The following is a 21,915-nucleotide window of genomic DNA, read 5'->3' as shown; positions in this document are numbered from 1 at the left end:
GCGGATCGGGCACCATGAGCGCATGGCCGAGCGCGTCACCTTCCCCAGCATCTCCGGCGAGACGCTGGCCGGGATCCTCGACCTCCCGTCCGGCGAGGTCCGCGGGTGGGGCGTGTTCTCGCACGGCTTCACGCTCGGCAAGGACTGCCCGGCGGCCTCCCGGATCTGCAAGCAGCTCGCCGCCGAGGGCATCGGCATGCTCCGCTTCGACAACCTCGGCCTCGGCGACTCCGAGGGCGACTGGGGCGACGGCTCCTTCTCGCACAAGGTGGCCGACACGATCGAGGCGGCGCGCTTCCTCGAGTCCACCGGCGGGTCCGTCGACCTCCTCGTGGGCCACTCCTTCGGCGGCGCCGCCGTCATCGCCGCCGCCCGCGGCGTCCCGCAGGCGCGCGCCGTCGCGACCGTCGCCGCGCCCTACGACCCCTCCCACGTCGAGCACCAGTACGACGCCGTGGTCGAGCGCGTCATGGAGGAGGGCGAGGCGCCGGCGACCTTCGGCAACAAGACGCTGACCATGAAGCGCGACTTCGTCGAGGACGTACGCCGCGCGCACCTCCACGAGGCGATCACCACCCTCAAGCGGCCGCTGCTCGTCATGCACTCGCCCACCGACAACACGGTCGGGATCGCCAACGCCAGCGAGATCTTCCGGGCGGCGCGTCACCCCCGCAACTTCGTGTCGCTCGAGGGCTCCGACCACCTGCTGACCGCCCCCGGTCAGGCGAAGCGGGCCGCGCGGATCATCAGCGCCTGGGCCGACCAGTACCTCGACGGCTGACCGGTTGAACGGTCTAGGCCACCCCGTCCGCGCAGGTCATCGTCCCCGCGAATCCCTTTACTCTGGACGGATCACGGGTGCCGGGTCGGGCCGGCCTCGAACGGGGTGATGACCATGCGAACGATTCTCTGGGGACGGGTCGTCCCGCTCGCGCTCGCGGTCGTCGCGGCGCAGTGCCTGGCGCTCGTCGGGGCCTCCGCGGTGGCGGGCAGCGACTACGACACCTTCGACGGCGTCACGCTGAACGACGTCACCGGGAGCGGCGCCGAGATCCCCTACGCCGGTGCCGCGCGCGAGCTCGCGTCGGCAGCCTTCGACACCAGTGCCTTCACGTTGCAGCCCGACGAGGTGGCGTCCGGCGGGGGCCTGCACGGGTGCCTGACGGCCTCGGGCCCGGTGTACGCCGGTCGCACCGGGTGGGCGCGGTTCAACCCGGGCGCGAACGGTCGGATCCAGGTGACGGTCGAGACGCCCGGCTACGACGCGGTCCTGCTCGTCCGCTCCGCGCCGGAGTCCACGTGGGGCACCGCCGCCCTCACCGGAGCCGACACGTCGGTGGGGTGCGCGGACCAGGTCGCGGGGCCCGGCGACGAGACCGTCGCGGAGGTGGCCGTGACCGGCGACCGGGTCTACTTCGTGCAGGTCGGCGGGCGCTGCTCCGGTGAACCGGCGACCTGCCAGGACGCCGGGACGCCCGGTGGACCGACCCGGATCCGGGTCCGCTTCACCCCGCAGGACTCCGACGGCGACGGTGTCGCGGACACCCAGGACAACTGCGAGGGCCAGGGCGCGACGGGCCGCGTCACCGCCGACGGTTGTCCCGACGCGGACCTGGACGGCGTCGGGGACGCGGCCGACTCCTGCCCGGACGTCGCCGGCGTGCCCGCGGCAGCGCCGTACAACGGGTGCCCCGACGGAGTGCGGCCCCCGGACGCCAGCACCAACCCCTACCTCACCATCCGCAGCAGGAAGACGCGCGACACCTACAGCACGGCGTCGCGCAACGTGGACCTCGTCCTCAACTGGCCGAAGGGCGCGGCCTCGGTCCAGATCCGCAACGCCGGCGGGAAGAGCCGGGTGCGCGACCTCGCCAAGGTGATCCCGTGGCGGCTCCCGTCCTCCCGACGCCCCACTGTCCGCGAGGTCGAGGTGCGGTTCCGCGGTCCGCGGATCGCGGACCTGGACGTGACGGACACCATCGTCCTCGACCCCACCTCGCCCGACGTCGAGCGCTCGCTGGTGCTCGAGTCGGCGCAGGGGTGGTACGTCGGCGTGAACCTCGCCGACCGCGGCACGGGTGTCAGCTCGGTGCGGCTGCTGGACGTGGACAAGCAGCCGATCGACGACGCCGAGGACGTGTGCGGCCTCGACGAGTGCGAGGACGACGTGGACCTGGCCCTCACCTCGAGCACCCGCGAGCCGGCCTACATCGAGGTGGTCGACCCGTCGGGGAATCGGACGGTGGAAGCCTTGGCGAGGGCAAGCTCGGACTCACGGTGCCCGGGCGCCCAGCCGATCCCCTACAAGACGTCGTACACCAAGCTGGAGTGCGTCGTGCTGAAGCAGCCGTGCGGACGCCTGAAGCCCCTCCTCATCTGGAGCATCTCGGAGGTCGTGCGGTGCCGCCTGGTGGACGGACGGTCCTTCCAGGTCGTGGTGCGGTGAGCACCCGGCGCGCACCCGGGTCGTCCTGACCGTGTGGTGGCTGGTCGCCGCAGCGGTGGCGCTGGGGGTCCTCGGCGTCGTGCTCGACGCGCGCTGGACCCGGCCGCCGTGGGGAGTGTCCCCGCTGAGGATCGGGCTCGGCCTGTGCATCACCGCCCTCGGCGTCATCGCCGCCGCAGCCCTGATCCGCGTGGAGGTCCGGCCCCCTCCCGAGCAGCGCGGCATCGGAGTCGTCGTGGAGGGGGTCGCCGATCCGCTCGTCGAGCGCGCCTTCGACCGCGGGCTCACCCTGTCGATGGCGGTCACGGTGGGCGAGTGCGGTGAGCCGGTGGACGTCCGGCTCACCCTGGCCCCGACGGCGGAGTTCTGGATCGACAACCGCGAGGCCCTCGGCGAGTCCGCGACCGCCCGCTTCGCGATCCCCGACGGCCTGCCGGAGGACGCCGAGGTCGACGAGGTGCTCGAGGGGCTGGAGGCCTGGACCGGCAACGGCCTCGCGCCCTTCGTGACCGGGGTGCCCACCGATCCGGCCGACGAGGACCTGTCGCCCACGGCCACCAAGGTCCCCCACGCGGTGTTCGTCGAGGTCGACGTCCCCGGATGGCGTGACGTGCTCACCCCCCTCACCATCCACTTCCTCGCCGACTGGACCAGTGGACGGTCGGTGCTCGAGGGCTGCTACGTCTCCCTGCCGGCCGTCGCGGGGCTGCCCACTGTGCTGAGCACGGCGCAGCTCACCGGGCAGGCCCGCACGACGGACACCGAGGACGGTGACAGCACCGTCGCGATCTTCGTCGTCGCCTCGGAGGAGGCCGGCCTGGAGGCCGACTACGACGCGAACCTCGAGGTCGTCAGGGGCGTCACGTCGCTGGACCTGGGTGACCACATCCTCCAGGAGGGGGCGACCTTCCCCGGCCCCGACGCCAACTTCGGCAGCGCGCCCGCCTGGACGTGCCGCAGCGCCCTGCCCCGCTCGATCGAGCGTGGACGTCCCGATCCCGGCACCGAGGTCAAGGACCAGTACCTCCCGCCGGAGGCGCTCGCGGCGGGGACGATGAGCTTCTCGGCACGGCAGCAGGAGGCCATGCTGGCCCAGCGGACGTGCGCGTCCTTCGTCGCCATCGAGGGAGCCTCGGCCGGGATCCTGCGCGACCTCGGCCTGATCGGTGTCGGCACCGTGATCGCGTTCGGGGTGGACCTCTTCCTCACCGGCGTACGTCGGCGGAAGCCCGCCACGTAGGACGACCGGCGACTCGGCCATCCGGCCGATCCGGGTCGCGGGTCCCGCCCACTACGGTTCCGTCATGCTCACCCTCGTCCGGTCGCTGTGGCGCCTGCCCGCGCCACCGGACGCGTCGCCCGCCACCGGGTGGGACCGCGCCTTCGTCGCGCTGGTGGCCGTGCTGGCGGTGGTCGAGACCGTGCTCCGGCCGGACCTGGACGGGCGGTGGCTCACCCTGGCGACGTTCCTGGTGTGGCTGCCCACCCTGCTCGCCCGACGGACGCAGCCGCTGCTCATGGCCGCCGTGTTCGCGGTGGTCGTGGCGGTGGAGATGGTCGTCGGCTGGGCGTCCGACGGCCACGAGCCGGACGACCTCAACACCGCCGTGGTCGGCCTGCTGATCCCCTACTCCCTCACCCGCTGGGCCCGGGGCAGGGACCTCGTCCCCGGGCTCGGGCTCTTCCTCCTCGTGGCGGGCACGTCGCTCGTCGCGCAGCCGCTGCCCCCGGCGGACCGCATCGGCGGCTCGGCCGTGGTGGTCGCTGCCGCCGCGGTCGGCGCGGCCCTGCGCTCGCGGTCGATGCTGCGCACGCGCCAGCTCGACGTCGTACGCCAGCAGGAGCGGGAGCGGCTCGCCCGCGACCTGCACGACACGGTCGCCCACCACCTCACCGCCATCGCGATCAGCGCCCAGGCCGGCCTCGCGGTGGCCGACACGAGGCCGGAGGCGGCGCGCGACGCGCTCCGGCGCATCGACGAGGAGGCCACGCGGACGCTGGCCGAGACCCGCAAGGTGGTCCGGATGCTCCGCACCGAGGACGAGGCGGCCGACCGGCCGCTCGACGACCTCGCCGGGCTGGCGGTCACGGCCGGCGCCGGGCCCAGCGTGGAGGTGCACCTCGCCGACGACCTCGACGACCTCTCCCCCACGGTGGCCGCGGCCCTCCAGCGGATCGCCCAGGAGGCGGTCGCCAACGCCCGCCGCCACGCGCAGGAGGCCAGCTCGGTGCGCGTCGAGGTGTGCCGGCGGCACGACGACGTCGAGCTCGTCGTCACCGACGACGGCCGTCCGACGGCTCGGTCGGCCCGGGGCTTCGGCATCGTCGGGATGACCGAGCGCGCCACCCTCCTCGGCGGCACGCTCGCCGCCGGACCGGCAGCGGGCGGCGGCTGGCGCGTCACTGCCACCCTGCCCGCGGAGGGGGGCCGATGAGCCTGCGCGTCCTCGTCGCCGACGACCAGGAGATCGTCCGCACCGGGCTGGCGATGATCCTCGGCGCCCAGGAGGGCATCGAGGTCGTCGCGACCGCGGTCGACGGGCAGGACGCCGTCGAGCAGGCCCGCGCCCTCCGCCCCGACGTCTGCCTGCTCGACATCCGCATGCCCCGGCTCAACGGCATCGAGGCCACCCGCGCGCTGGCCGGGCCGGACGTGCCCGACCCGATGGCGGTCGTGGTCGTCACCACCTTCGACCTCGACGAGTACGTCTACGGCGCCCTCCTCGCGGGTGCGAGGGGCTTCCTGCTCAAGGACTGCGGGCCCGAGCTGCTCACCCACGCGGTGCGGGCGGCCGCCGACGGCGGTTCGCTGATCGCGCCGTCGGTCACCACCCGCCTGCTCCGGACGTACGCCGACCGCGACGCCCCGTCGCAGCCCACCTCACCGCTGACCGAGCGGGAGGAGCAGGTGCTCGTCGCGGTCGCCCGGGGCCTCACCAACCACGAGGTGGCCGCCGAGCTCTACATCTCGCTGAGCACCGTGAAGACCCACCTCGGCGCGCTGATGATGAAGCTCGGCGCCCGCAACCGTGTCGAGCTGGCGCTCTGGGCCTATCAGACCCGCCGCCTGGACTGAGACCTCCGCACCAGCCACTCCGCCACGGCCAGGTTGAGCACCCACGCGAAGGCCATCCCGCTCGCCTTCAGGGTGCCGCCCGGCTGGTCGACGAAGAGCACCATCGGGCCGAGCACCACGGCCTGGGTGCCGGCGCCCTGCGCGACGGCGTACGCCCGGGCCATCCAGCGCTGGTGGGTGCGGACGTCGCGACGGCGGATCGCCACCAGTCCCAGCACGAGGCCGGCCACCATGATCGAGCCGAAGAGCAGCCGGAACCACATGAGCGCGGTGTTGTCGTGGACCGGCAGCTCGGCGAAGGCCGCCATCCACATCCCGCTCAGCGCCGCCGCCAGCCCGGCCGGGACGAGGACCCGTCCGCTCCAGCGGTGCCACCTCGGCCGGCGACGGCGGAAGGACGGCATGAACTGGAAGGCCCCGAGCACGCAGAACGTCGTCGCGCCGACGATGTGGACGAGGATCGGCACGGGGAGGTCGAAGAAGCGCGCGTTCTCCTCCGTGCGGCCCGACGACAGGTCGACCAGCCGGGCGGCACCCGCGGCGGTCGGCACGAAGGTCAGCGCGAGCAGGCTCGCGGGGATCCACCAGTCCCGTCGGGTCCGGGTCGGGGCGGCGGGGCGGAGCGCGGTCGTCGTCATGACACGAGCCTCGCCGGGCCGGGCGCGCGGCGGATCGGCCCGCAGGCCGGACCGGGTCAGCCGATCGGCCGACCCTCCAGCGCGGCGATCAGGCTGCGGGCGTCGTGCGGACCGACGTGGCGGGTGTCGCCGATGAAGAAGGTCGGGGTGCCGCGGACCCCGCTCTCCTCGGCGGAGGCCACGTCGTGCTCGACGTGGCGGGCGAGGTCGTCGTCGTCGAGGTCGCGCATGAACTGCTCGACGTCGAGGCCCACCTCCGCGGCGTAGCCCACCAGGTCCTCGAGCTCGAGCTCGTCCTGGTGCGCGAAGAGGACCGCGTGCATCTCCCAGAAGCGGCCCTGCCGGGCGGCGGCCTCGGAGGCGAGCGCGGCGAGCTCGGCGTGCGGGTGGACGGGCAGCGGCAGGTGGCGGGTGACGTAGCGCAGCCGGTCGCCGAAGTGCTCGCGCAGCTCGTCGCCGACACCGCTGACGCGGGCGCAGAAGGGGCACTCGTAGTCGAGGTACTCCACGAGCGTGAGCGGCGCGTCGACCGGGCCGGCGACGTGGTCGCGCGCCGGGTCGACCGGACGGCTCAGGGTGCGCGGCAGGGCGGCGTCGTCCTGGCCGAGCACGCGCGCGGAGAAGCGGAAGGCCGCCCACCCGGCGAGGCTGGCGAGGACCGCGGCGACGAGCACGCCGACCCGGGCCTGGTCCTGCAGCCGGGTGGAGTCGAAGGCGAGGCTGATGATCAGCAGCGACACGGTGAACCCGATGCCCGACAGCGCGCCCCCGGCGAGCGTGTGGCCGAGGCCGACGCCCTGCGGCAGGCGCCCCCAGCCCAGCCGGACGCTCGCCCACGACCCGGCGAGGATGCCGACCGCCTTGCCGACGACGAGGCCGAGCACGATGCCCCACATCAGCGTCGAGGCGAAGGCGTCACCGAGCACGCCGTCGCGCAGGTCGACGCCGGCGTTGGCCAGCGCGAAGACGGGTACGACGACGTGGCTGGTCGGGGCGTGCAACGCCTCCTGGAGCCGCTCGTTGACCGAGATCGCACGGGTGAGCGAGCGGCGGGCCGCCCGCTGGACGCCGGGCATCGGCGACTGGCGGAAGGCCCGGAAGCGGCGTGCCGCCTCCTCGACGTCCGCCCGCCGCGGGTCCAGCGCGGGGACGAGCAGGCCGCTCAGCATGCCGGCGATCGAGGCGTGCACACCGGACTCCAGCGTGGCGACCCACAGCACGAGGACGACCAGGACGTACGGCGCCGCCTGCCACACGCCGTAGCGGTCGAGGACGGCAAGGACGACCAGGCAGGCGGCCGCGACGGCCAGCGCGCCGATCGAGAGGTCGTCGGAGTAGACGACGCCGATCACGCTGACCGCGACGATGTCGTCGATGACGGTCAGGGTCAGCAGGAAGATCCGGAGCTGGGTGGACACCGACGGCCCGACCAGCGCCATCACGCCGAGCAGGAAAGCGGTGTCGGTGCCGATGACCGCGCCCCAGCCGGCAGCCTCCTCGCCCGAGGAGTTGAGGGCCAGGAAGATCGCCGCGGGGACGAGCATGCCCGCGATGCCGGCGACCAGCGGCACGACCGCGCGGCTGCGGTCGGTGAGCTCGCCGATCGCGAACTCCTTGCGCACCTCGAGGCCGATCACGAAGAAGAAGACGACCATGAGGCCGTCGTTGATCCAGTGGTGGAGGTCCATCGTGAGGCCGCCGTCGCCGAGGCGGACAGCCAGCTCGGTGTGCCAGAGGTCGACGTAGGACTGCGACCACGGCGAGTTCGCCCACACCAGCGCGACCACCGAGGCGAGGACCAGCAGCCCGGCCGAGCCGGACTCGGTGCGCATGAAGTCGCGCAGCGAGCGCGAGCTCTGGGCCTCGTACGCCGCCGACCCGGTGCAGGTGGACTGGTCAGGGTCGGTCTTCGCCTCGGCCGCACTCACCCCTCGAGGCTATCCGGCTGGCCCACGTGGTCTCGAGGCTCGCTCCGCTCGCACGTCAACCACCGACGGGGTTGTCAGCAGACGCGGTGCATCCAGCCGAAGGTGTCCTCGCTGCGACCGAACTGCATGCCGACCAACGCCTCGCGGATCTGCATGGTGAGCTCGGTGCTCGCGGGGGCAGGTGTCACGGAGGAGGGGCTGCGCAGCTCGCCGACCGGGGTCACGACCGCGGCCGTGCCGCACGCGAAGATCTCGGCGATCTCGCCCGAGGCGACGCCGTCGCGCCACTCGTCGATCGAGAACTTCCGCTCCTCGACGGCGTGGCCGAGCTTGCCGGCGAGCTCGATGATCGAGGCGCGGGTGATGCCCTCGAGGATCGTGCCCGTCTCCGGGGTCACGATGCGCCCGTCCTTGTGCACGAAGAAGAGGTTCATCCCGCCGAGCTCCTCGATGTAGCGGAACTCCTGGTCGTCGAGGAAGACGACCTGGTCGCAGCCCTTCTCGATCGCCTCGCGCTGCGCGGCGAGCGACGCGGCGTAGTTGCCACCGGTCTTGGCCGCGCCCATGCCGCCGCGGCCGGCGCGGGTGTAGGTCTCCGACAGCCAGAGGTTGACGGGCTTGATGCCGCCCTTGAAGTACGCCCCGGCCGGCGACGCGATCACCATGAAGGTCACGTGCTGGGCGGGCCGCACGCCGAGGAACTTCTCGGAGGCGAACATGAAGGGCCGCAGGTAGAGCGACTTCTCGCCGCCGCCGGTGTTGTCCGGCACCCACCGCTCGTCAGCCTTGACGAGGGCGTCCACGCAGTCCACGAAGTGCTCGACCGGGAGCTCGGGGAAGGCCAGTCGCTGGGACGAGCGGACCATGCGGGCGGCGTTCTGCTCGGGACGGAACGTCCAGATCGAGCCGTCCGCGTGGCGGTAGGCCTTCATGCCCTCGAAGGTCTCCTGCGCGTAGTGCAGCACCGCCGTCGCCGGGTCGAGCGTCAGCGGGCCGTAGGGCTCGATCCGGGCGTTGTGCCACCCTGCGTCGGGCGTCCACTCGACCAGCAGCATGTGGTCGGTGAAGTGCGTGCCGAAGCCGGGGTTGGCGTGGATCTCCTCGAGCCTGGCCTGCTCGACGGGCGTGGGGTTGGCGGTCGTGCTGATCTGCATGGGGTCAACCTATTCCAAGGGTCATGGTCTCGATACGGCCCTCGTCCCTCGGGCCTGCTCGACCACCTTGCGAGGTCAGAGGCGGGCGGCGATGGCGTCCCCGACCTCGCTCGTACGACGGCTCGTGTCGGGCGCGCGCTCGCTGAGGTCGGCCAGCACGGCGGCCTCGATGGCGGCCGCGGCGTCGGGGTGGCCGAGGTGGTCGAGCAGGAGCGCGCCGGAGAGGATCGCGGCGGTCGGGTCGGCCTTCTGCTGGCCGGCGATGTCGGGGGCCGAGCCGTGGACGGGCTCGAACATGGAGGGGGCCGTCCGGTCCGGGTTCACGTTGCCGGAGGCGGCCAGCCCGATGCCGCCGGTGATGGCGGCGGCGAGGTCGGTGATGATGTCGCCGAAGAGGTTGTCGGTGACGATCACGTCGAAGCGGGCCGGGTCGGTGGACATGAAGATCATGGCCGCGTCGATGTGCATGTAGTCGGTGGTCACGTCGGGGAACTCCGCGCCGACCTGCTCGAAGAGCCGCCACCAGAGAGAGCCGGCGTTGACCAGGACGTTGGTCTTGTGGACCAGCGTCAGCTTCTTGCGCGGGCGCTTCTGCGCGCGGGCGAAGGCGTCGCGGACGACGCGCTCGACGCCGTACGCCGTGTTGACGGAGACCTCGGTGGCCACCTCGGCCGGGGTGCCGACGCGCAGCGCGCCACCGTTGCCGGTGTAGGGGCCCTCGGTGCCCTCGCGGACCACCACGAAGTCGATGTCACCGGGCTCCGCGAGGGGTGAGGCGGAGCCGGGGAACAGGCGCGACGGACGCAGGTTGACGTAGTGGTCGAGCTCGAACCGGAGCTTGAGCAGCAGGCCGCGCTCGAGGATCCCGGGCGGCAGGTTCGGGTCGTTCGGCTTGCCGCCGACCGCTCCCAGCAGGATCGCGTCGTGCCCGCGGATCTCCGCGAGCACCGAGTCGGGCAGCACCTCGCCGGTGGCGAGGTAGCGCTCGGCGCCGAGGTCGTAGCGCGTCGACTCGAACTTCACCGGCGAGGCGACCTCGAGGACCTTGAGGGCCTCGGCGGTCACCTCGGGGCCGATCCCGTCGCCGGGGATGACGGCGAGGGTCTGGCTCCCGTGGACCGACGACGTGGCCGGTGCGGACGCGGGCTGCTGGGTGTCGGGCATGCGGCGAGGCTAGTTGTCGTCCGGGCGCTGGCCGCTGCCGTCTCGCAGGTCAAGCGCGGTCTGGACGGCCATCGCGGTGTTCTCGGCGCTGCGGGCGTTCTCGGGGTCGTGGGCCGCCGGGCCCCACGAGTCGGGATACATGTCGTACATCGGTCTCACTCCTTGTGCGGAATCGGGTGCGGAATCGGGTGTGACTCCTCGAGTGGGTCCGAAGCCACCGACACCACGGCGGGTGAGGGAGGCGGGAAGTCCGGGGATCGCCCGGGCCCGGCGTGCCGGCCACGAGTGTGCGGATCGCGCAGGAACTGCGTGGACCCGCCATGGAGGCGGCGGCTTCGAGCTCAGAGAGGAATCTCTGTCGAAAGGCCGGGGGCGGAACCTCGTCAACGCCGAACACCGCGACGAGGTGGCCTCTCTGTCAGGCCTCGCCGCGGCAGTCGATAAGTACGAAGACGGTCCGCATGGTGAGTCGACTGTACGTCCGCTCACCGGTCGCGCGCACCCGGTTTCCGAAACCGTGTCAGATCGTGAGATGTCGGCCCGGTCCCTGGGATTCGCCGCGTGGGGTGACAGACTCGGCGGCCTCATGTCTGCCCCTCCGGATCTTCCCGACATCGTCTCGCGCGCCTTCGACGTGTGCCGCCAGGCCGGCTACGTCGCGTTCTGCCGCAACGAGACCGGCCGCCTGCTCGCGACCCTGGCCGCCACCCGCGGCGGGACGATGGCCGAGTTCGGCACCGGTTGCGGCGTCGGCACCGCGTGGCTGCGCAGCGGCGTACGCAACGGGGCGCGGATCCTGACCGCCGAGCTCGACGAGTCCCTCGCCGGCGCGGCCCAGCAGATCTTCGAGGACGACGCGAAGGTGGAGGTGCTGGCGGCCGACTGGAGCGTGCTGCGCGAGCACGGCCCCTTCTCCCTGCTCTTCCTCGACTCCGGCAGCCCGTCCGAGGTCGGCGTCGACCAGGTCATCGACCTCGTCGAGCCCGGCGGCATCGTGGTGCTCGACGACTTCGCTCCGTGCGAGTCGTGGCCGCCGATCACCTACGGCCGCGTCGACACCCTGCGCGAGCAGTGGCTCACCGACGAGCGGTTCACCGCCGTCGAGGTGATGGTGGCGACCGACGCGTCGGCCGTCATCGCGACCCGGCGCTGATCGACCCCGGCGGGGACCTTCTACCCGCCGCTAGCGACCACAGGTCCCATTTGTCAAGGTCGTCTGGACCATTTTCTTCGATTCCGCGGACTTCGCGGGTGTGACGTTCCTAACGTGTGCCCGCACGCCAGCGCGTGCCGGACCTCCAGAGCAGCGGGGCCCGCTCATCCTGCACCCACCGAGGACCCCACCATGAAGAAGCCTTCGAGCCGCACCCAGAAGATCCTGGCCGCGGCCACCACCCCTGTCGCGATCGTCGCCGCCGGCGCGATGGTCTACCAGGCGTCGTACGCCGCGTTCACCGGCCAGACCCGCAACTCGGGCAACGAGTGGTCGACCGGCTCGGTCAACCTGACCGACGACGACAACGGCCAGGCCCGCTTCCGCGTGGGCAACATGCTCCCCAACGACACCGAGACCAAGTGCGTCAAGGTGACGGCCAACGCGAGCGTCCCGAGCACCGTGAAGGGCTTCACCATCAACCCGGTCACCTCGGTGCAGGGCCTGGAGAACCGGCTGATGATCACGATCGTCGCCGGCACGGGCGGCTCGTTCACCGACTGCACCGGGTTCGTCCCCGTGGCCGACGCCACCAACGGCGTCATCGTCGCCAACGCCCCCCTGTCGATGGTCTCGCAGAAGAACACCTTCGAGACCGCCCTGGGCGGGTGGGACGTGCCGGCCGGGATCAGCACGCGCACCTACAAGATCACCTGGAAGTTCGACACCAACGGCATGACGCAGGCCCAGATCGACCAGCTCCAGGGTGCGAAGACCGGCGTGGACATCCAGTGGGAGATGCGCAGCACCGAGACCCCCTGACCCACGACCTCCTCGCCCCACCAGCAACTCTCGGAGCAGCACCTCGTGCACACCTCAGCCGACGACGTCGCAGCCGGACCCGGATGGGCCCGGCTGCTCGTCGTGCTGCTCACCCGCGCCTACCGGGCGATGCTCCTGACGCTGACCGTCATCGCGGCCGCGCCGCTGGTGGCCGGCTGGGGGTCGTACGTCGTGTCGTCCGCGTCGATGAAGCCCTCGATCGCCGTCGGCGACGTGGTGCTGGCCCGCCCGACGACCGACGAGCACAAGGTCCACGTGGGACGGGTCTACGTCTTCGAGGACCCGGAGCGACCCGAGCGCCTGCTCGTGCACCGGGTCGTCGAGCGCCGCGACGACGGCGACTACACGACCGCGGGTGACGCCAACGACGTCACCGACCTGGCCCCGCTCGGCTCGTCGGGGGTCCGCGCGCAGGCGATCCTGCTCGTCCCCCTCGTCGGCCTCCCGGTGCACTGGGCGCGCACCGGGGACTGGTGGCGGCTGCTGACCTGGCTCGTCGCCAGCGTGGCCGCGTTCGTGATCGCCGCGCGTCGCCTCGACCACGAGCGGCCGTCCCGGCGCCGCCGGACACGGGTGGCGGTCGCCACGGCCGTGGCCGTGGGCGCCGTCTCGGCGGGCACCGCAGGCACCGCCGGTGCCGCCTTCACCGCTCGCACGAAGGTCTCCGGCAACGAGTGGGCTGTGGCCCGGTGGGTCCAGCCCTACGTCGGCGAGGTGCTGACCGACAAGCCCTTCGGCTTCTGGCTGCTCGACGAGCCCCGCGGCACCGCGTACGCCGCCGACCGGTCCGGCAACAACCGCACCGGCGAGTACCTCGGCTCGCTGGTGGGCGGCGTCGCCGGCGGACTGCCCAACAACCCCGGCACCGCGGTGGACAACACCAGCGGGCGGGTGGTCCTCGGACCGCAACCGGTCCCTGCGCCGTCGGCGTACAGCATCGAGCTGTGGTTCCGCACCACGTCGCGCTCGGACAGCTACCTCGCCGGCTTCGAGAACGACCGCGACAGCAGCTGGTGGGGCGCCACCGCCGACCGCATCGTGCGGATGGAGTCGACCGGTCAGCTGACCTTCGGCGCCTGGGCCGCGAAGACCGGGTCCGTCACGACGCCGCGGGCCTACAACGACGGCGCCTGGCACCACCTCGTGGTGACCAGCACCGCTGCCCGCGCCTCGGTCGTCCACGTCGACGGCATGCCCGTCGCGTCGGGCACGACCTCGTCGGTCGACGCCTACACCGGCTACTGGCGCGTCGGCCAGGGCAGCACCGGCTTCTTCCACGGCCTCACCGCGTCGTTCGAGGGCGACATCGACAACGTGGCGATCTACCACTCGACGCTGTCGTCCGCGCGGGTCGCCGCGCACTGGGCGGCCCGCTGAGCCGTCACCGCTCGGCGGCGGGCGCCAGCACGTCGACGGTGAACCACGGGAGCATCAGCTGGGTCAGCGGCCCGATCGCGAGCGCGTAGACCACGGTGCCGAGGCCGAGCACGCCGCCGAGCAGCAGGCCGATCACCACCACGGCGACCTCGAGGCCGGTGCGCACCAGGCGGAGGGAGAGGCCGGTGCGCCGGGCGAGGCCGGTCATCAGGCCGTCGCGCGGGCCGCGGCCCAGCTGCGCGCCGATGTAGAGGGCGCTGGCCAGTCCGCACAGCGCGACGCCGCCGGCCATCAGGGCGATCCGCGCCCACATCATCTCCTGCTGGTCCACCACGGCCAGCGTGGCGTCGGCCGACAGGCCGACGACGACCGCGTTGCTGATCGTGCCCAGCCCGGGCATCTCCTTGAGCGGGATCCACAGGACCAGGACCACGAAGCTGAACAGCACGACCGCCTGGCCGAGGGTCATCGGCACGTGGCGGATGAAGCCGGAGTGCAGCACGTCCCACGGCGCCAGACCGAGGGATCCGCGGACCATGAGCGCCAGCGAGACGCCGTAGAGGAAGAGGCCGACGTAGAGCTGCGGCAGGCGGCGAGCGAGGCGCCCGGCGCGGAGCTGCGCGACGGGGCCGAGGTCGACGAGGACGCCGCGCGGCGCCGTGCTGCCGGTGGAGACGGTGCTGGTCATGCGGACCAGTCTGACTACGATTGGCCTTGTCGTACATGGCCAATCATGGAACAGTGGCCTGCATGAGCCGCCTCATCAGCGCGCAGCGCGTGGCCACTCTCGTGGGGGACTTCCCCCGCTCCCCTGCCTACGTCGGCCTCGCCGAGAGCCTCCGCGTGCTGATCGGCGACGGGCGCATCGGCCTCGATGTCCGCCTCCCCAGCGAGCGCGAGCTCACCGGGGCCCTCGACGTCTCGCGGGCCACCGTCACGCGGGCCTACGACGTGCTCCGCGAGAGCGGGTACGCCGAGGCGCGGCGCGGGTCGGGCACCTTCACCCGCGTGCCGGGCGGCCGTCGGCGCGCCCACGACCGTGCCCTGATGCCCGGTTCCGGCGGCGAGGACGTGATCGACCTCAACTGCGCGGCCCACTCGGCTCCGCCGGGCCTGGTCGAGGCCTACCAGCGCGCCACCGACGAGCTGCCGGCCTACCTCGGCGGCCCGGGCTACTTCCCGCTCGGCGTGCCGGTGCTCCAGGCGCGGATCGCGGCGGCGTACGACGCCCGGGGGGTGCCGACCGCCCCCGAGCAGATCATGGTGACGGCTGGCGCGCTCGCCGCGGCGTCGATCGTGGCGCAGGCCTTCACCGCGACCGGCGAGCGCGTGGTGGTCGAGTCGCCGACCTACCCCAACGCCACGCAGGCCGTCCGACACGCGGGTGCCCGGCTCGTCCCGGCGACCGTCGACCCCGACGGCTGGGACCTCGAGGCGCTGGGCGCGACGCTGCGGCAGACCTCGCCACGGCTGGCGTACCTCATCCCCGACTTCCAGAACCCCACCGGGCACCTGATGTCCGACCCCCAGCGCGAGGAGCTGGCCGCCGCGCTCGCCCGGACCCGCACCATCGCCGTCGCCGACGAGGCGCACCAGGCACTCGCGCTGCGCCCCGGCCTGGCCGACGCCATGCCGCGACCGCTGGCCTTCCACGCCCCCGACACCATCACCATCGGCAGCGCCAGCAAGTCCTACTGGGGCGGCCTGCGGCTCGGCTGGGTCCGCGCCCCGCTGTCCGCGATGGACCGGCTGCTGCAGGCCCGCATCGGCCTCGACCTCGGCGCGCCGGTCTTCGAGCAGCTCGTGCTCGCCGACCTGATGGAGCGGGCCGAGGAGGTGCTGCCGGTCCACCGTGAGCGGCTGGTCGCCGGACGTGACGCGCTCGTCGACGCCGTCGCCGAGCACCTGCCCGACTGGGGGTTCCGGGTGCCCGACGGCGGGCTCGCGCTGTGGTGCGAGCTCCCCGCGCCGCTCGGCACCGCGGTGACCGAGGAGGCCTCGCGGCACGGCGTCGTCGTGGCGCCGGGCCCGGTGTTCGCCGTCGAGGGCGGGCTCGACCGGTTCGTCCGGATCCCGTGGACCGCCGCCCCCGACCAGCTGGTCGAGGCGACCCGCCGGCTGGCCGCCGCCTGGGAGGTCGTCGCCACGCACGGCGGCCCGCGACCCGGTCGGCCCAGCCGGGTCCTCGTCGCCTGACACGGGACGAGCCCGCCCCCGCTGGCTGCGGGGACGGGCTCGTGTCGCGATCGCGGGTCAGCGGCGCTTCTTGGGCTCCACCCGGACCTTGAGGTAGCCGTGCTTCTCGTCGAGCACGCGGATGAGCGTCCCCGTCTTCGGGACGTTCACGCTGTACCAGCCCGGCTGGTAGCGGCCGGCATGCGCGCCGGTCGCGGCGTGCTCGTCGCGGTTGAACCACCAGTTGAGGGTGTCGTCGAAGGTCGGCACCGCCTTCTGGCTGCGGATCCGTGCGGCCACGCCGCCCAGGTGCAGCGTGATCGAGTCCGTCTTCTCGAGCCCGAAGGTCGAGTCGTAGGACAGGATGCGCGGCCGCATCAGGGTGCCGTCGCCCCAGTGGCTGAAGCCCGGGTGGGCGTCGACCGGCAGGATCAGTCCCTCACCGGGGTGGTCCCCCACGTTGTTGTCGCTGTGCGAGGAGTCCCAGTAGGTGACGAGCATGCCGTCCTGGTAGGGGTAGGTCTCCACCTTGTCCGGCGACGTCGGCAGGAAGCCGAAGTTGTACGCCGTCTCCAGCGACGTGTCGTAGCCGTCGTACTGGCGGTTCTCGGCGATGTAGGCGTTGAAGAACTTCTCCACCTCCGAGCCCGTCGTGGTGCGGAACCCGTCGAGGGTCCAGCCCTCGTTCTCGGTCTCGGCGGAGCCGATGACCGTGCCGCCGATCGCGATGTCGTCGACCCGGAAGCCGCTCTCCACCGCCGCGCCGTCGGTCTGGTAGCGGAACCGGACCGCGTTGGTCCCGGCCGGGAGGGTCGCGGTCAGCGGCACCCAACCGGCACTGCTGCCGGTCAGGCCGGCGCCGCTGTTGTTGAAGCCGCTCTGGTTGTGGCCCGCATGGGTGGCCGAGTCGGACAGGTTGGTCATCACCTGGGTCCACGTCGTGCCGCCGTCACTCGATGCCTCGAGGAACGCGTAGTCCCACTCCGCCTCGATCTGGTAGTTGACCTTCGCCGTCAGCGCGGTGCCGGTGGTGCCGGTCCTGGTCATCGTGGTGTTGAGGTCGTTGCCCTGGTTGGACCAGTAGTACCTCGCACCGGATCCGGCCGCCGGGGCGCCGAGCTCGAGCGGCACCTCCTTGTCGGGCAGGATCGCGAAGACCGCCTGGTCGGCGTTCTTGGTGGCCGGCACGTTGGCGCCGAGCTTCGCGGTCGCCTTCTGGCCGGGCTGGACCACCGTGTAGAACGGTCCCTGGTCGCCCTGCTGGTCGAGCCAGCCGAGCTGGAACAGCTCCCACGCGCCGAGGTCGGTCGGGTCGTCACCGATGGTGTCGCCACCGTCACCGATGTTGGCTCCCGAGGACATCAGGCTCCAGAACGCGGTGGAGTTCTCCGCACCGCCGGTGTTGCCGGAGGTGTCGTAGAGGTCGGGCAGGCCCAGGTCGTGGCCGAACTCGTGCGCGAAGACGCCGAGGCCGCCGTTCTCGGGCTGGATGGTGTAGTCACCGACCCACACGCCGGTGGGGTTGTTGGGCACGGGGTTGGCGGCGTTGGCGCCGAGGCCGTACGCGCCGCCGTTGGAGCCGATGTTGACACCGGTCAGGCCGCCGGGGCCGCCCGCCTGGAGGTTGGAGTACCAGCGGTGGCTCCAGATGGCGTCCGAGCCGTAGATCGGGTCGCCGGCCGCCTCGTCCCCGCCCGCGTGGACGATCTGGAAGTGGTCGATGAAGCCGTCGGGCTCCTGGAACTCGCCGTCACCGTCGATGTCGTAGCGGTCCTGGATGTCGAAGGTCTTCAGGTAGTCGGTGATCTGGGCCATCGTCTGGCCGCTGTCGAGCCGGTCCTTGACCCACACCGCGAGGGCGTCGCGCACCAGCGCCTTCGTCGAGGCGCAGGTGGTGACCGGCGAGCCCGGAGGCACGCCGCAGAAGCCGCGGCCGTAGAGGGCCTGGTTGTAGGGGACCTTCACCCACTCGGTGACGTCACCCTCGACCGAGTAGCGGCCCGAGGACTGGCGCTCGTAGTACTCCGCCATGCGGTTGAAGTACATGTCCTCGTAGTGCTCGCGGTTGAAGTCGTCCTGCCAGATCGTGGTGTTGTCCGTGGCCCGGTCGGGCTCGGGGATCTGGTTGTGGAGCGGCCCGTCGAAGGTCTGCGGCTGCGGGGCCGGCAGCGGGAACCCGTTGTTCGGCGGGTCGACGAAACGCTTGTCGGTCGCGGTCTCGTAGCGCTGGTTGCCGAACTCGGCGAGCACCACGAAGATCCGGTCGGTGCCCTCGCGCTCGAGCGGCACCTCCTGGTTCTGCCCGCGTCCGCCGCGGAACGGGTTCTTGCCCTCCGCCTTGCGCTCGAGGGCGGCGGCGAGCTGCTCGTCGCGCTTGTGCGCGATCGCGAGCGGGTGCTCGGGCTCGTGGCCGGCGCCCGGGCGCTCGGTGGCCTGGTCGTCCGACGGTGCGGTGGTCGCTTGCTTGTACGACGGCTTCTTCGACGGCTGCGCTGTGCTCGGAGCGGCCACGGCCGTGCCTGCGGTCAGCAGGCCGACCGCAGCCACCGCCACAGCAAGGCGCCGAGCCTTGCGGGGATGAGTCACGGGGTTCCCTCGGAAATCTTTCGGCAGGAACGGCCGAGCACGCGAATTCCGTGTGTCCCGAGTCGATCCCTGCACAAGGCGGGTGGCCCGCACGGATGAGCGGGCCAGCGCCGATCCTGTGCTGTGGGCTGCCTCACAGGGAACGCGGGCGCGGTCGATTTCGCGCCATCGTTACCAGATCGTGATCTCTGTCTGGACCGGGCCCCTCCGAAGGGAGGGGTGTCGTGGGTCTGGCCGTCAGGACAGGTCGACGGCCCGCACCGAGGCGGCCTTGATGGCCTCCTCGATCTCCGCGAGCGTCGTGCCCGGGATGGCCGAGTCGACGCTGAGGGCCACCAGCGCGGCTCCGCCCTTGTCCTGGCGCGAGACCTGCATGCCCGCGATGTTGACCTCGGCGTCGCCCAGGATCCCGCCGACGGTGCCCACCATGCCCGGGCGGTCCTCGTAGGTGAGGAAGGCCAGGTGGGTGGTGGGCTCGAGGTCGACGTCGAAGCCGTTGACCTCGACCAGGCGCTCCTTCTGCGCGATGCCGACGAGCGTGCCGCTGACCGACACCTGGGTGCCGTCGGCGAGCGTGCCGCGGATGGTGATCAGGTTGCGGTGGTCAGGGCTCTCGGCCTCGGTCACCAGGCGTACCTCGGTGCCGCGCTCGGCGGCGAGGAGCGGCGCGTTCACGTAGGAGACCTGCTCCTCGACGATGTCGGCGAAGACGCCCTTGAGGGCGGCCAGCTCCAGCACCTTGACGTCGAACTCGGTGATCTCGCCGCGGACCTCGACGTCGATCTGCTGGGCGACCTCGCCGGCCAGCGCGGTGAACACGCGGCCGAGCTTCTCGGTCAGCGGGATGCCGGGACGTACGTCCTCGGCGATCACGCCGCCCTGCACGTTGACCGCGTCGGGGACGAGCTCGCCGCTGAGCGCGAGGCGCACCGAGCGGGCGACGGCGATGCCGGCCTTCTCCTGCGCCTCGTCGGTCGAGGCCCCGAGGTGGGGGGTGGCGACGACGTTCTCGAGCTCGAAGAGCGGGCTGTCGGTGCAGGGCTCGCTGGCGAACACGTCGAGACCGGCGGCCGCGATCTGGCCGGTCTTGAGCGCGTCGTAGAGGGCCGCCTCGTCGACGATGCCACCACGGGCGGCGTTGACCAGGACCAGGCTCTGCTTGGCCCGGGCGAGCTGGTCGGCGCCGATCAGGCCGACGGTCTCGGGGGTCTTGGGCAGGTGCACGCTCATGAAGTCCGACTCGGCGAGCAGCGTGTCGAGGTCGACCAGCCGGACGCCCATCTGCGCGGCACGGCCGGCCTGGACGTAGGGGTCGTAGGCGATGACCTTCATGCCGAACGCGCTCAGCCGCTGCGCGACCAGGACGCCGATGCGGCCGAGGCCGACGATGCCCACGGTCTTCTCGTAGAGCTCGATGCCGGTGTACTTCGAGCGCTTCCACTCGCCGTTGCGCAGCGCGGCGTGGGCCGGGCTGATGTGGCGGGCGGCGGCCAGCATGAGGGCGACCGCGAGCTCGGCGGCGCTGACGATGTTGGAGGTCGGGGCGTTCACGACCATGACGCCGGCCTGGGTGGCGGCCTTGACGTCGACGTTGTCGAGGCCGACGCCCGCGCGGGCGACGACCTTGAGGCGGTTGGCGGCCGCGAGGGCCTCGGCGTCGACCTTGGTCGCGGAACGGACCAGGATCGCGTCGACGTCGGCGATCGCGGGGATCAGCTCGGCGCGGTCGGCGCCGTTGCAGGTGCGGATCTCGAAGTCCGGGCCCAGCGCCTCGATCGTGGCGGGGCTCAGCTCTTCGGCGATGAGTACGACGGGCTTGACAGGTGCGCTCACAGCGGGTCCTCGGGGTGGTTCAAGGGTGGGTGCGGGACTGCACGACGCTGTGCTCCGCCCACCCTACCCGCGGGTCGGTGGCGGGCGGGAACCGTCCCAGACTTCAGCACGTGCTTCGTCGCGGGGGGGGTGTCGGTGCCGGCTCCTAGGATGCCGCCATGGGCGCGATGGAGGACGCGGAGCGGCTCGAGCCGGGCACGGTCGAGGAGTGGAGCGCCTGGCTGCGCGAGCACCACACGCAGCCGCAGGGCGTGTGGCTGGTGAGCCCGCGCAAGGCCGCCGACCGGGCGTTCTCCTACGAGGAGGCGGTGATCGAGGCGCTGCGCTTCGGCTGGGTCGACTCGACCGTGAAGCCGGTCGACGGGGACCGCTCGATGCAGTGGTTCTCCCCGCGCCGGGCCTCCAGCATCTGGACCCGCATCAACAAGGGCCGGGTGGCCCGGCTCGAGGAGGCCGGCCTGATGGAGCCGGCCGGCGCCGCAGCCGTCGCGCTGGCGCACGAGACCGGGATGTGGACCCTGATGGACCAGGTCGAGGACCGGATCGTCCCCGACGACCTCGCCGCCGCCTTCGACCGCCACCCCGGCTCGCGCGAGCACTGGCAGTCGTGGTCGCCGTCGGCCCAGAAGCTCATCCTCAGCTGGGTCGTGCTGGCCAAGCGGCCCGAGACGCGTGCGACCCGCGTCGAGGTGACGGCTGAGAAGGCGGCTCAGGGCATCAAGTCCCAGTGACGCGTCAGATGGCGCAGCCGTCCGGGCCGCAGGCCTCCGCGCCGTCGCCGGTCGCGAGCACCTCGATCTGCGGGTGCGACTCCGACCAGGCGCGCTCGAGCACCTGGGTGAAGACCTCGGTCGGCTGCGCCCCGGAGACGCCGTACTTCTGGTCGATGACGAAGAACGGCACCCCGCTCGCGCCGTAGGCCTGCGCCTGCTCGATGTCGGCGTGCACGTCCTGCTCGAACTCGCGGGAGCCGAGGACCTCGTCGACCCGGCCGGCGTCGAGGCCCGCGGCGACGGCGACCTCGCGGAGCACGCCGTGGTCGGCGAGGTTGCGGGCCTCGGTGAAGTACGCCTGCAGCAGCGCCTCCTTCACCTGGCCCTGGAGCTCGGTGCCGCCCTGCTGGTGGGCGAGGTGGATGACGCGGTGCGCGTCGACGGTGTTGAGGTGCAGCGTCTCGGAAAGGCGGTAGAGCAGCCCCTCCTCGGCCGCGACGGCCTCCACCCGGTCTTGCATCTGCTGCGCGCCGGCGGGCGACTGGCCGTACTTACGCGCCAGCATCGCGGCCGTCTTCTCGGTGGGCTCGACGGGAGCGCCCGGGTCGAGCTGGAAGGAGCGCCAGTGCACCTCCACCTCGTCGGCGTGGCCGAGCTCGGCGAGCGCGTTCTCGATGCGGCGCTTGCCGATGTAGCACCAGGGGCAGACGACGTCGGACCAGATCTCGATCTTCACGACCGCCCCAACACCCGCCCCGACCCGGGTGTTCCCGCGCCCCCTGTGCGTTGAGTCTCCCGGAGACTCAACGCGCATCCCGGGCGTGTCGCC

The 21,915-nt window shown here is 72.3% G+C and carries 19 protein-coding genes; 10 read left to right on the top strand and 9 right to left on the bottom strand.

The annotated features are described in order from the left end of the window. Positions 1–22: 22 nt before the first annotated feature. The 5 genes from ACE3QY_RS20995 (at position 23) to ACE3QY_RS20975 (ending at position 5,522) form a co-directional block, all read left to right on the top strand. A complete protein-coding gene (locus ACE3QY_RS20995) occupies positions 23–781 on the top strand; it encodes an alpha/beta hydrolase family protein (RefSeq protein WP_374458011.1) in 759 nt (252 codons plus the stop codon). 114 nt (positions 782–895) lie between these two features. Then, complete coding sequence (locus tag ACE3QY_RS20990) at positions 896–2,446, top strand: hypothetical protein (RefSeq protein WP_374458010.1); 1,551 nt, start codon at positions 896–898, stop codon at positions 2,444–2,446. A 31-nt stretch (positions 2,447–2,477) separates the two neighbouring features. After that, a complete protein-coding gene (locus ACE3QY_RS20985) occupies positions 2,478–3,686 on the top strand; it encodes a hypothetical protein (RefSeq protein ID WP_374458009.1) in 1,209 nt (402 codons plus the stop codon). A gap of 64 nt (positions 3,687–3,750) precedes the next feature. After that, positions 3,751–4,881, top strand: a complete 1,131-nt coding sequence (locus ACE3QY_RS20980) for a sensor histidine kinase (protein WP_374458008.1) — start codon at positions 3,751–3,753, stop codon at positions 4,879–4,881. Beyond that, positions 4,878–5,522 carry a response regulator gene (locus tag ACE3QY_RS20975; protein WP_374458007.1) on the top strand — a complete coding sequence of 215 codons (645 nt, stop codon included), beginning with the start codon at positions 4,878–4,880 and terminating at the stop codon, positions 5,520–5,522. Before ACE3QY_RS20980 ends, ACE3QY_RS20975 begins: the two co-directional genes overlap by 4 nt. Here ACE3QY_RS20975 and ACE3QY_RS20970 read toward each other — a convergent pair. The 5 genes from ACE3QY_RS20970 to ACE3QY_RS20950 form a co-directional block, all read right to left on the bottom strand. Next, entirely contained in the window at positions 5,501–6,160 is a 660-nt protein-coding gene (locus ACE3QY_RS20970; protein ID WP_374458006.1) for a DUF2306 domain-containing protein, read from the bottom strand. The genes ACE3QY_RS20975 and ACE3QY_RS20970 overlap by 22 nt on opposite strands. Before the next feature lie 56 nt (positions 6,161–6,216). Next, complete coding sequence (nhaA, locus tag ACE3QY_RS20965) at positions 6,217–8,088, bottom strand: Na+/H+ antiporter NhaA (protein WP_374458005.1); 1,872 nt, start codon at positions 8,086–8,088, stop codon at positions 6,217–6,219. A 74-nt stretch (positions 8,089–8,162) separates the two neighbouring features. Further along, a complete protein-coding gene (locus tag ACE3QY_RS20960) occupies positions 8,163–9,242 on the bottom strand; it encodes a branched-chain amino acid aminotransferase (RefSeq protein ID WP_374458004.1) in 1,080 nt (359 codons plus the stop codon). Between the two features lie 75 nt (positions 9,243–9,317). After that, positions 9,318–10,406, bottom strand: a complete 1,089-nt coding sequence (locus ACE3QY_RS20955) for a 3-isopropylmalate dehydrogenase (protein ID WP_374458003.1) — start codon at positions 10,404–10,406, stop codon at positions 9,318–9,320. Between the two features lie 9 nt (positions 10,407–10,415). After that, complete coding sequence (locus ACE3QY_RS20950; protein WP_374458002.1) at positions 10,416–10,556, bottom strand: hypothetical protein; 141 nt, start codon at positions 10,554–10,556, stop codon at positions 10,416–10,418. A 436-nt stretch (positions 10,557–10,992) separates the two neighbouring features. On the opposite strand from ACE3QY_RS20950, the gene ACE3QY_RS20945 reads away from it, so the two are divergent. The 3 genes from ACE3QY_RS20945 to ACE3QY_RS20935 all read left to right on the top strand — a co-directional run bounded on the left by ACE3QY_RS20945 (position 10,993) and on the right by ACE3QY_RS20935 (position 13,779). Further along, entirely contained in the window at positions 10,993–11,559 is a 567-nt protein-coding gene (locus ACE3QY_RS20945; RefSeq protein WP_374458001.1) for an O-methyltransferase, read from the top strand. A gap of 192 nt (positions 11,560–11,751) precedes the next feature. Next, on the top strand, positions 11,752–12,381 hold the full coding sequence (locus ACE3QY_RS20940) for a hypothetical protein (protein ID WP_374458000.1): 630 nt from the start codon (positions 11,752–11,754) through the stop codon (positions 12,379–12,381). 45 nt (positions 12,382–12,426) lie between these two features. Next, a complete protein-coding gene (locus tag ACE3QY_RS20935; protein ID WP_374457999.1) occupies positions 12,427–13,779 on the top strand; it encodes a signal peptidase I in 1,353 nt (450 codons plus the stop codon). 4 nt (positions 13,780–13,783) lie between these two features. On the opposite strand, the gene ACE3QY_RS20930 is transcribed toward ACE3QY_RS20935, so the two are convergent. After that, positions 13,784–14,467, bottom strand: coding sequence for a YitT family protein (locus ACE3QY_RS20930; RefSeq protein ID WP_374457998.1), 684 nt, complete (start codon positions 14,465–14,467; stop codon positions 13,784–13,786). A gap of 62 nt (positions 14,468–14,529) precedes the next feature. Between ACE3QY_RS20930 and ACE3QY_RS20925 the strand changes: the two genes are divergently transcribed. Continuing rightward, a complete protein-coding gene (locus tag ACE3QY_RS20925; RefSeq protein ID WP_374457997.1) occupies positions 14,530–15,975 on the top strand; it encodes a PLP-dependent aminotransferase family protein in 1,446 nt (481 codons plus the stop codon). Positions 15,976–16,032: 57 nt separating this feature from the next. Here ACE3QY_RS20925 and ACE3QY_RS20920 read toward each other — a convergent pair whose 3' ends face one another. Together ACE3QY_RS20920 and serA are read right to left on the bottom strand one after the other, a co-directional pair. Beyond that, positions 16,033–18,540, bottom strand: coding sequence for an immune inhibitor A domain-containing protein (locus ACE3QY_RS20920; protein ID WP_374457996.1), 2,508 nt, complete (start codon positions 18,538–18,540; stop codon positions 16,033–16,035). A gap of 237 nt (positions 18,541–18,777) precedes the next feature. Further along, positions 18,778–20,373 (bottom strand): phosphoglycerate dehydrogenase, encoded by a 1,596-nt coding sequence (serA, locus tag ACE3QY_RS20915; protein ID WP_374457995.1) that lies wholly within the window; start codon positions 20,371–20,373, stop codon positions 18,778–18,780. Positions 20,374–20,531: 158 nt separating this feature from the next. Between serA and ACE3QY_RS20910 the strand changes: the two genes are divergently transcribed. Next, positions 20,532–21,104: a YdeI family protein gene (locus tag ACE3QY_RS20910; protein WP_374457994.1), complete on the top strand. Its 573-nt coding sequence runs from the start codon at positions 20,532–20,534 to the stop codon at positions 21,102–21,104. Positions 21,105–21,108: 4 nt separating this feature from the next. Here the strand turns inward: ACE3QY_RS20910 and ACE3QY_RS20905 are convergent, their stop codons facing one another. After that, complete coding sequence (locus tag ACE3QY_RS20905; protein ID WP_374457993.1) at positions 21,109–21,822, bottom strand: DsbA family oxidoreductase; 714 nt, start codon at positions 21,820–21,822, stop codon at positions 21,109–21,111. Positions 21,823–21,915 lie beyond the last annotated feature (93 nt).

Origin of the sequence: Nocardioides sp. (assembly GCF_041913365.1) — a bacterium.
Lineage (GTDB): Bacteria > Actinomycetota > Actinomycetes > Propionibacteriales > Nocardioidaceae > Nocardioides.
The sequence above is the reverse complement of the archived record's forward strand: the minus strand, read 5'-3'. Positions and strand labels throughout refer to the sequence as shown.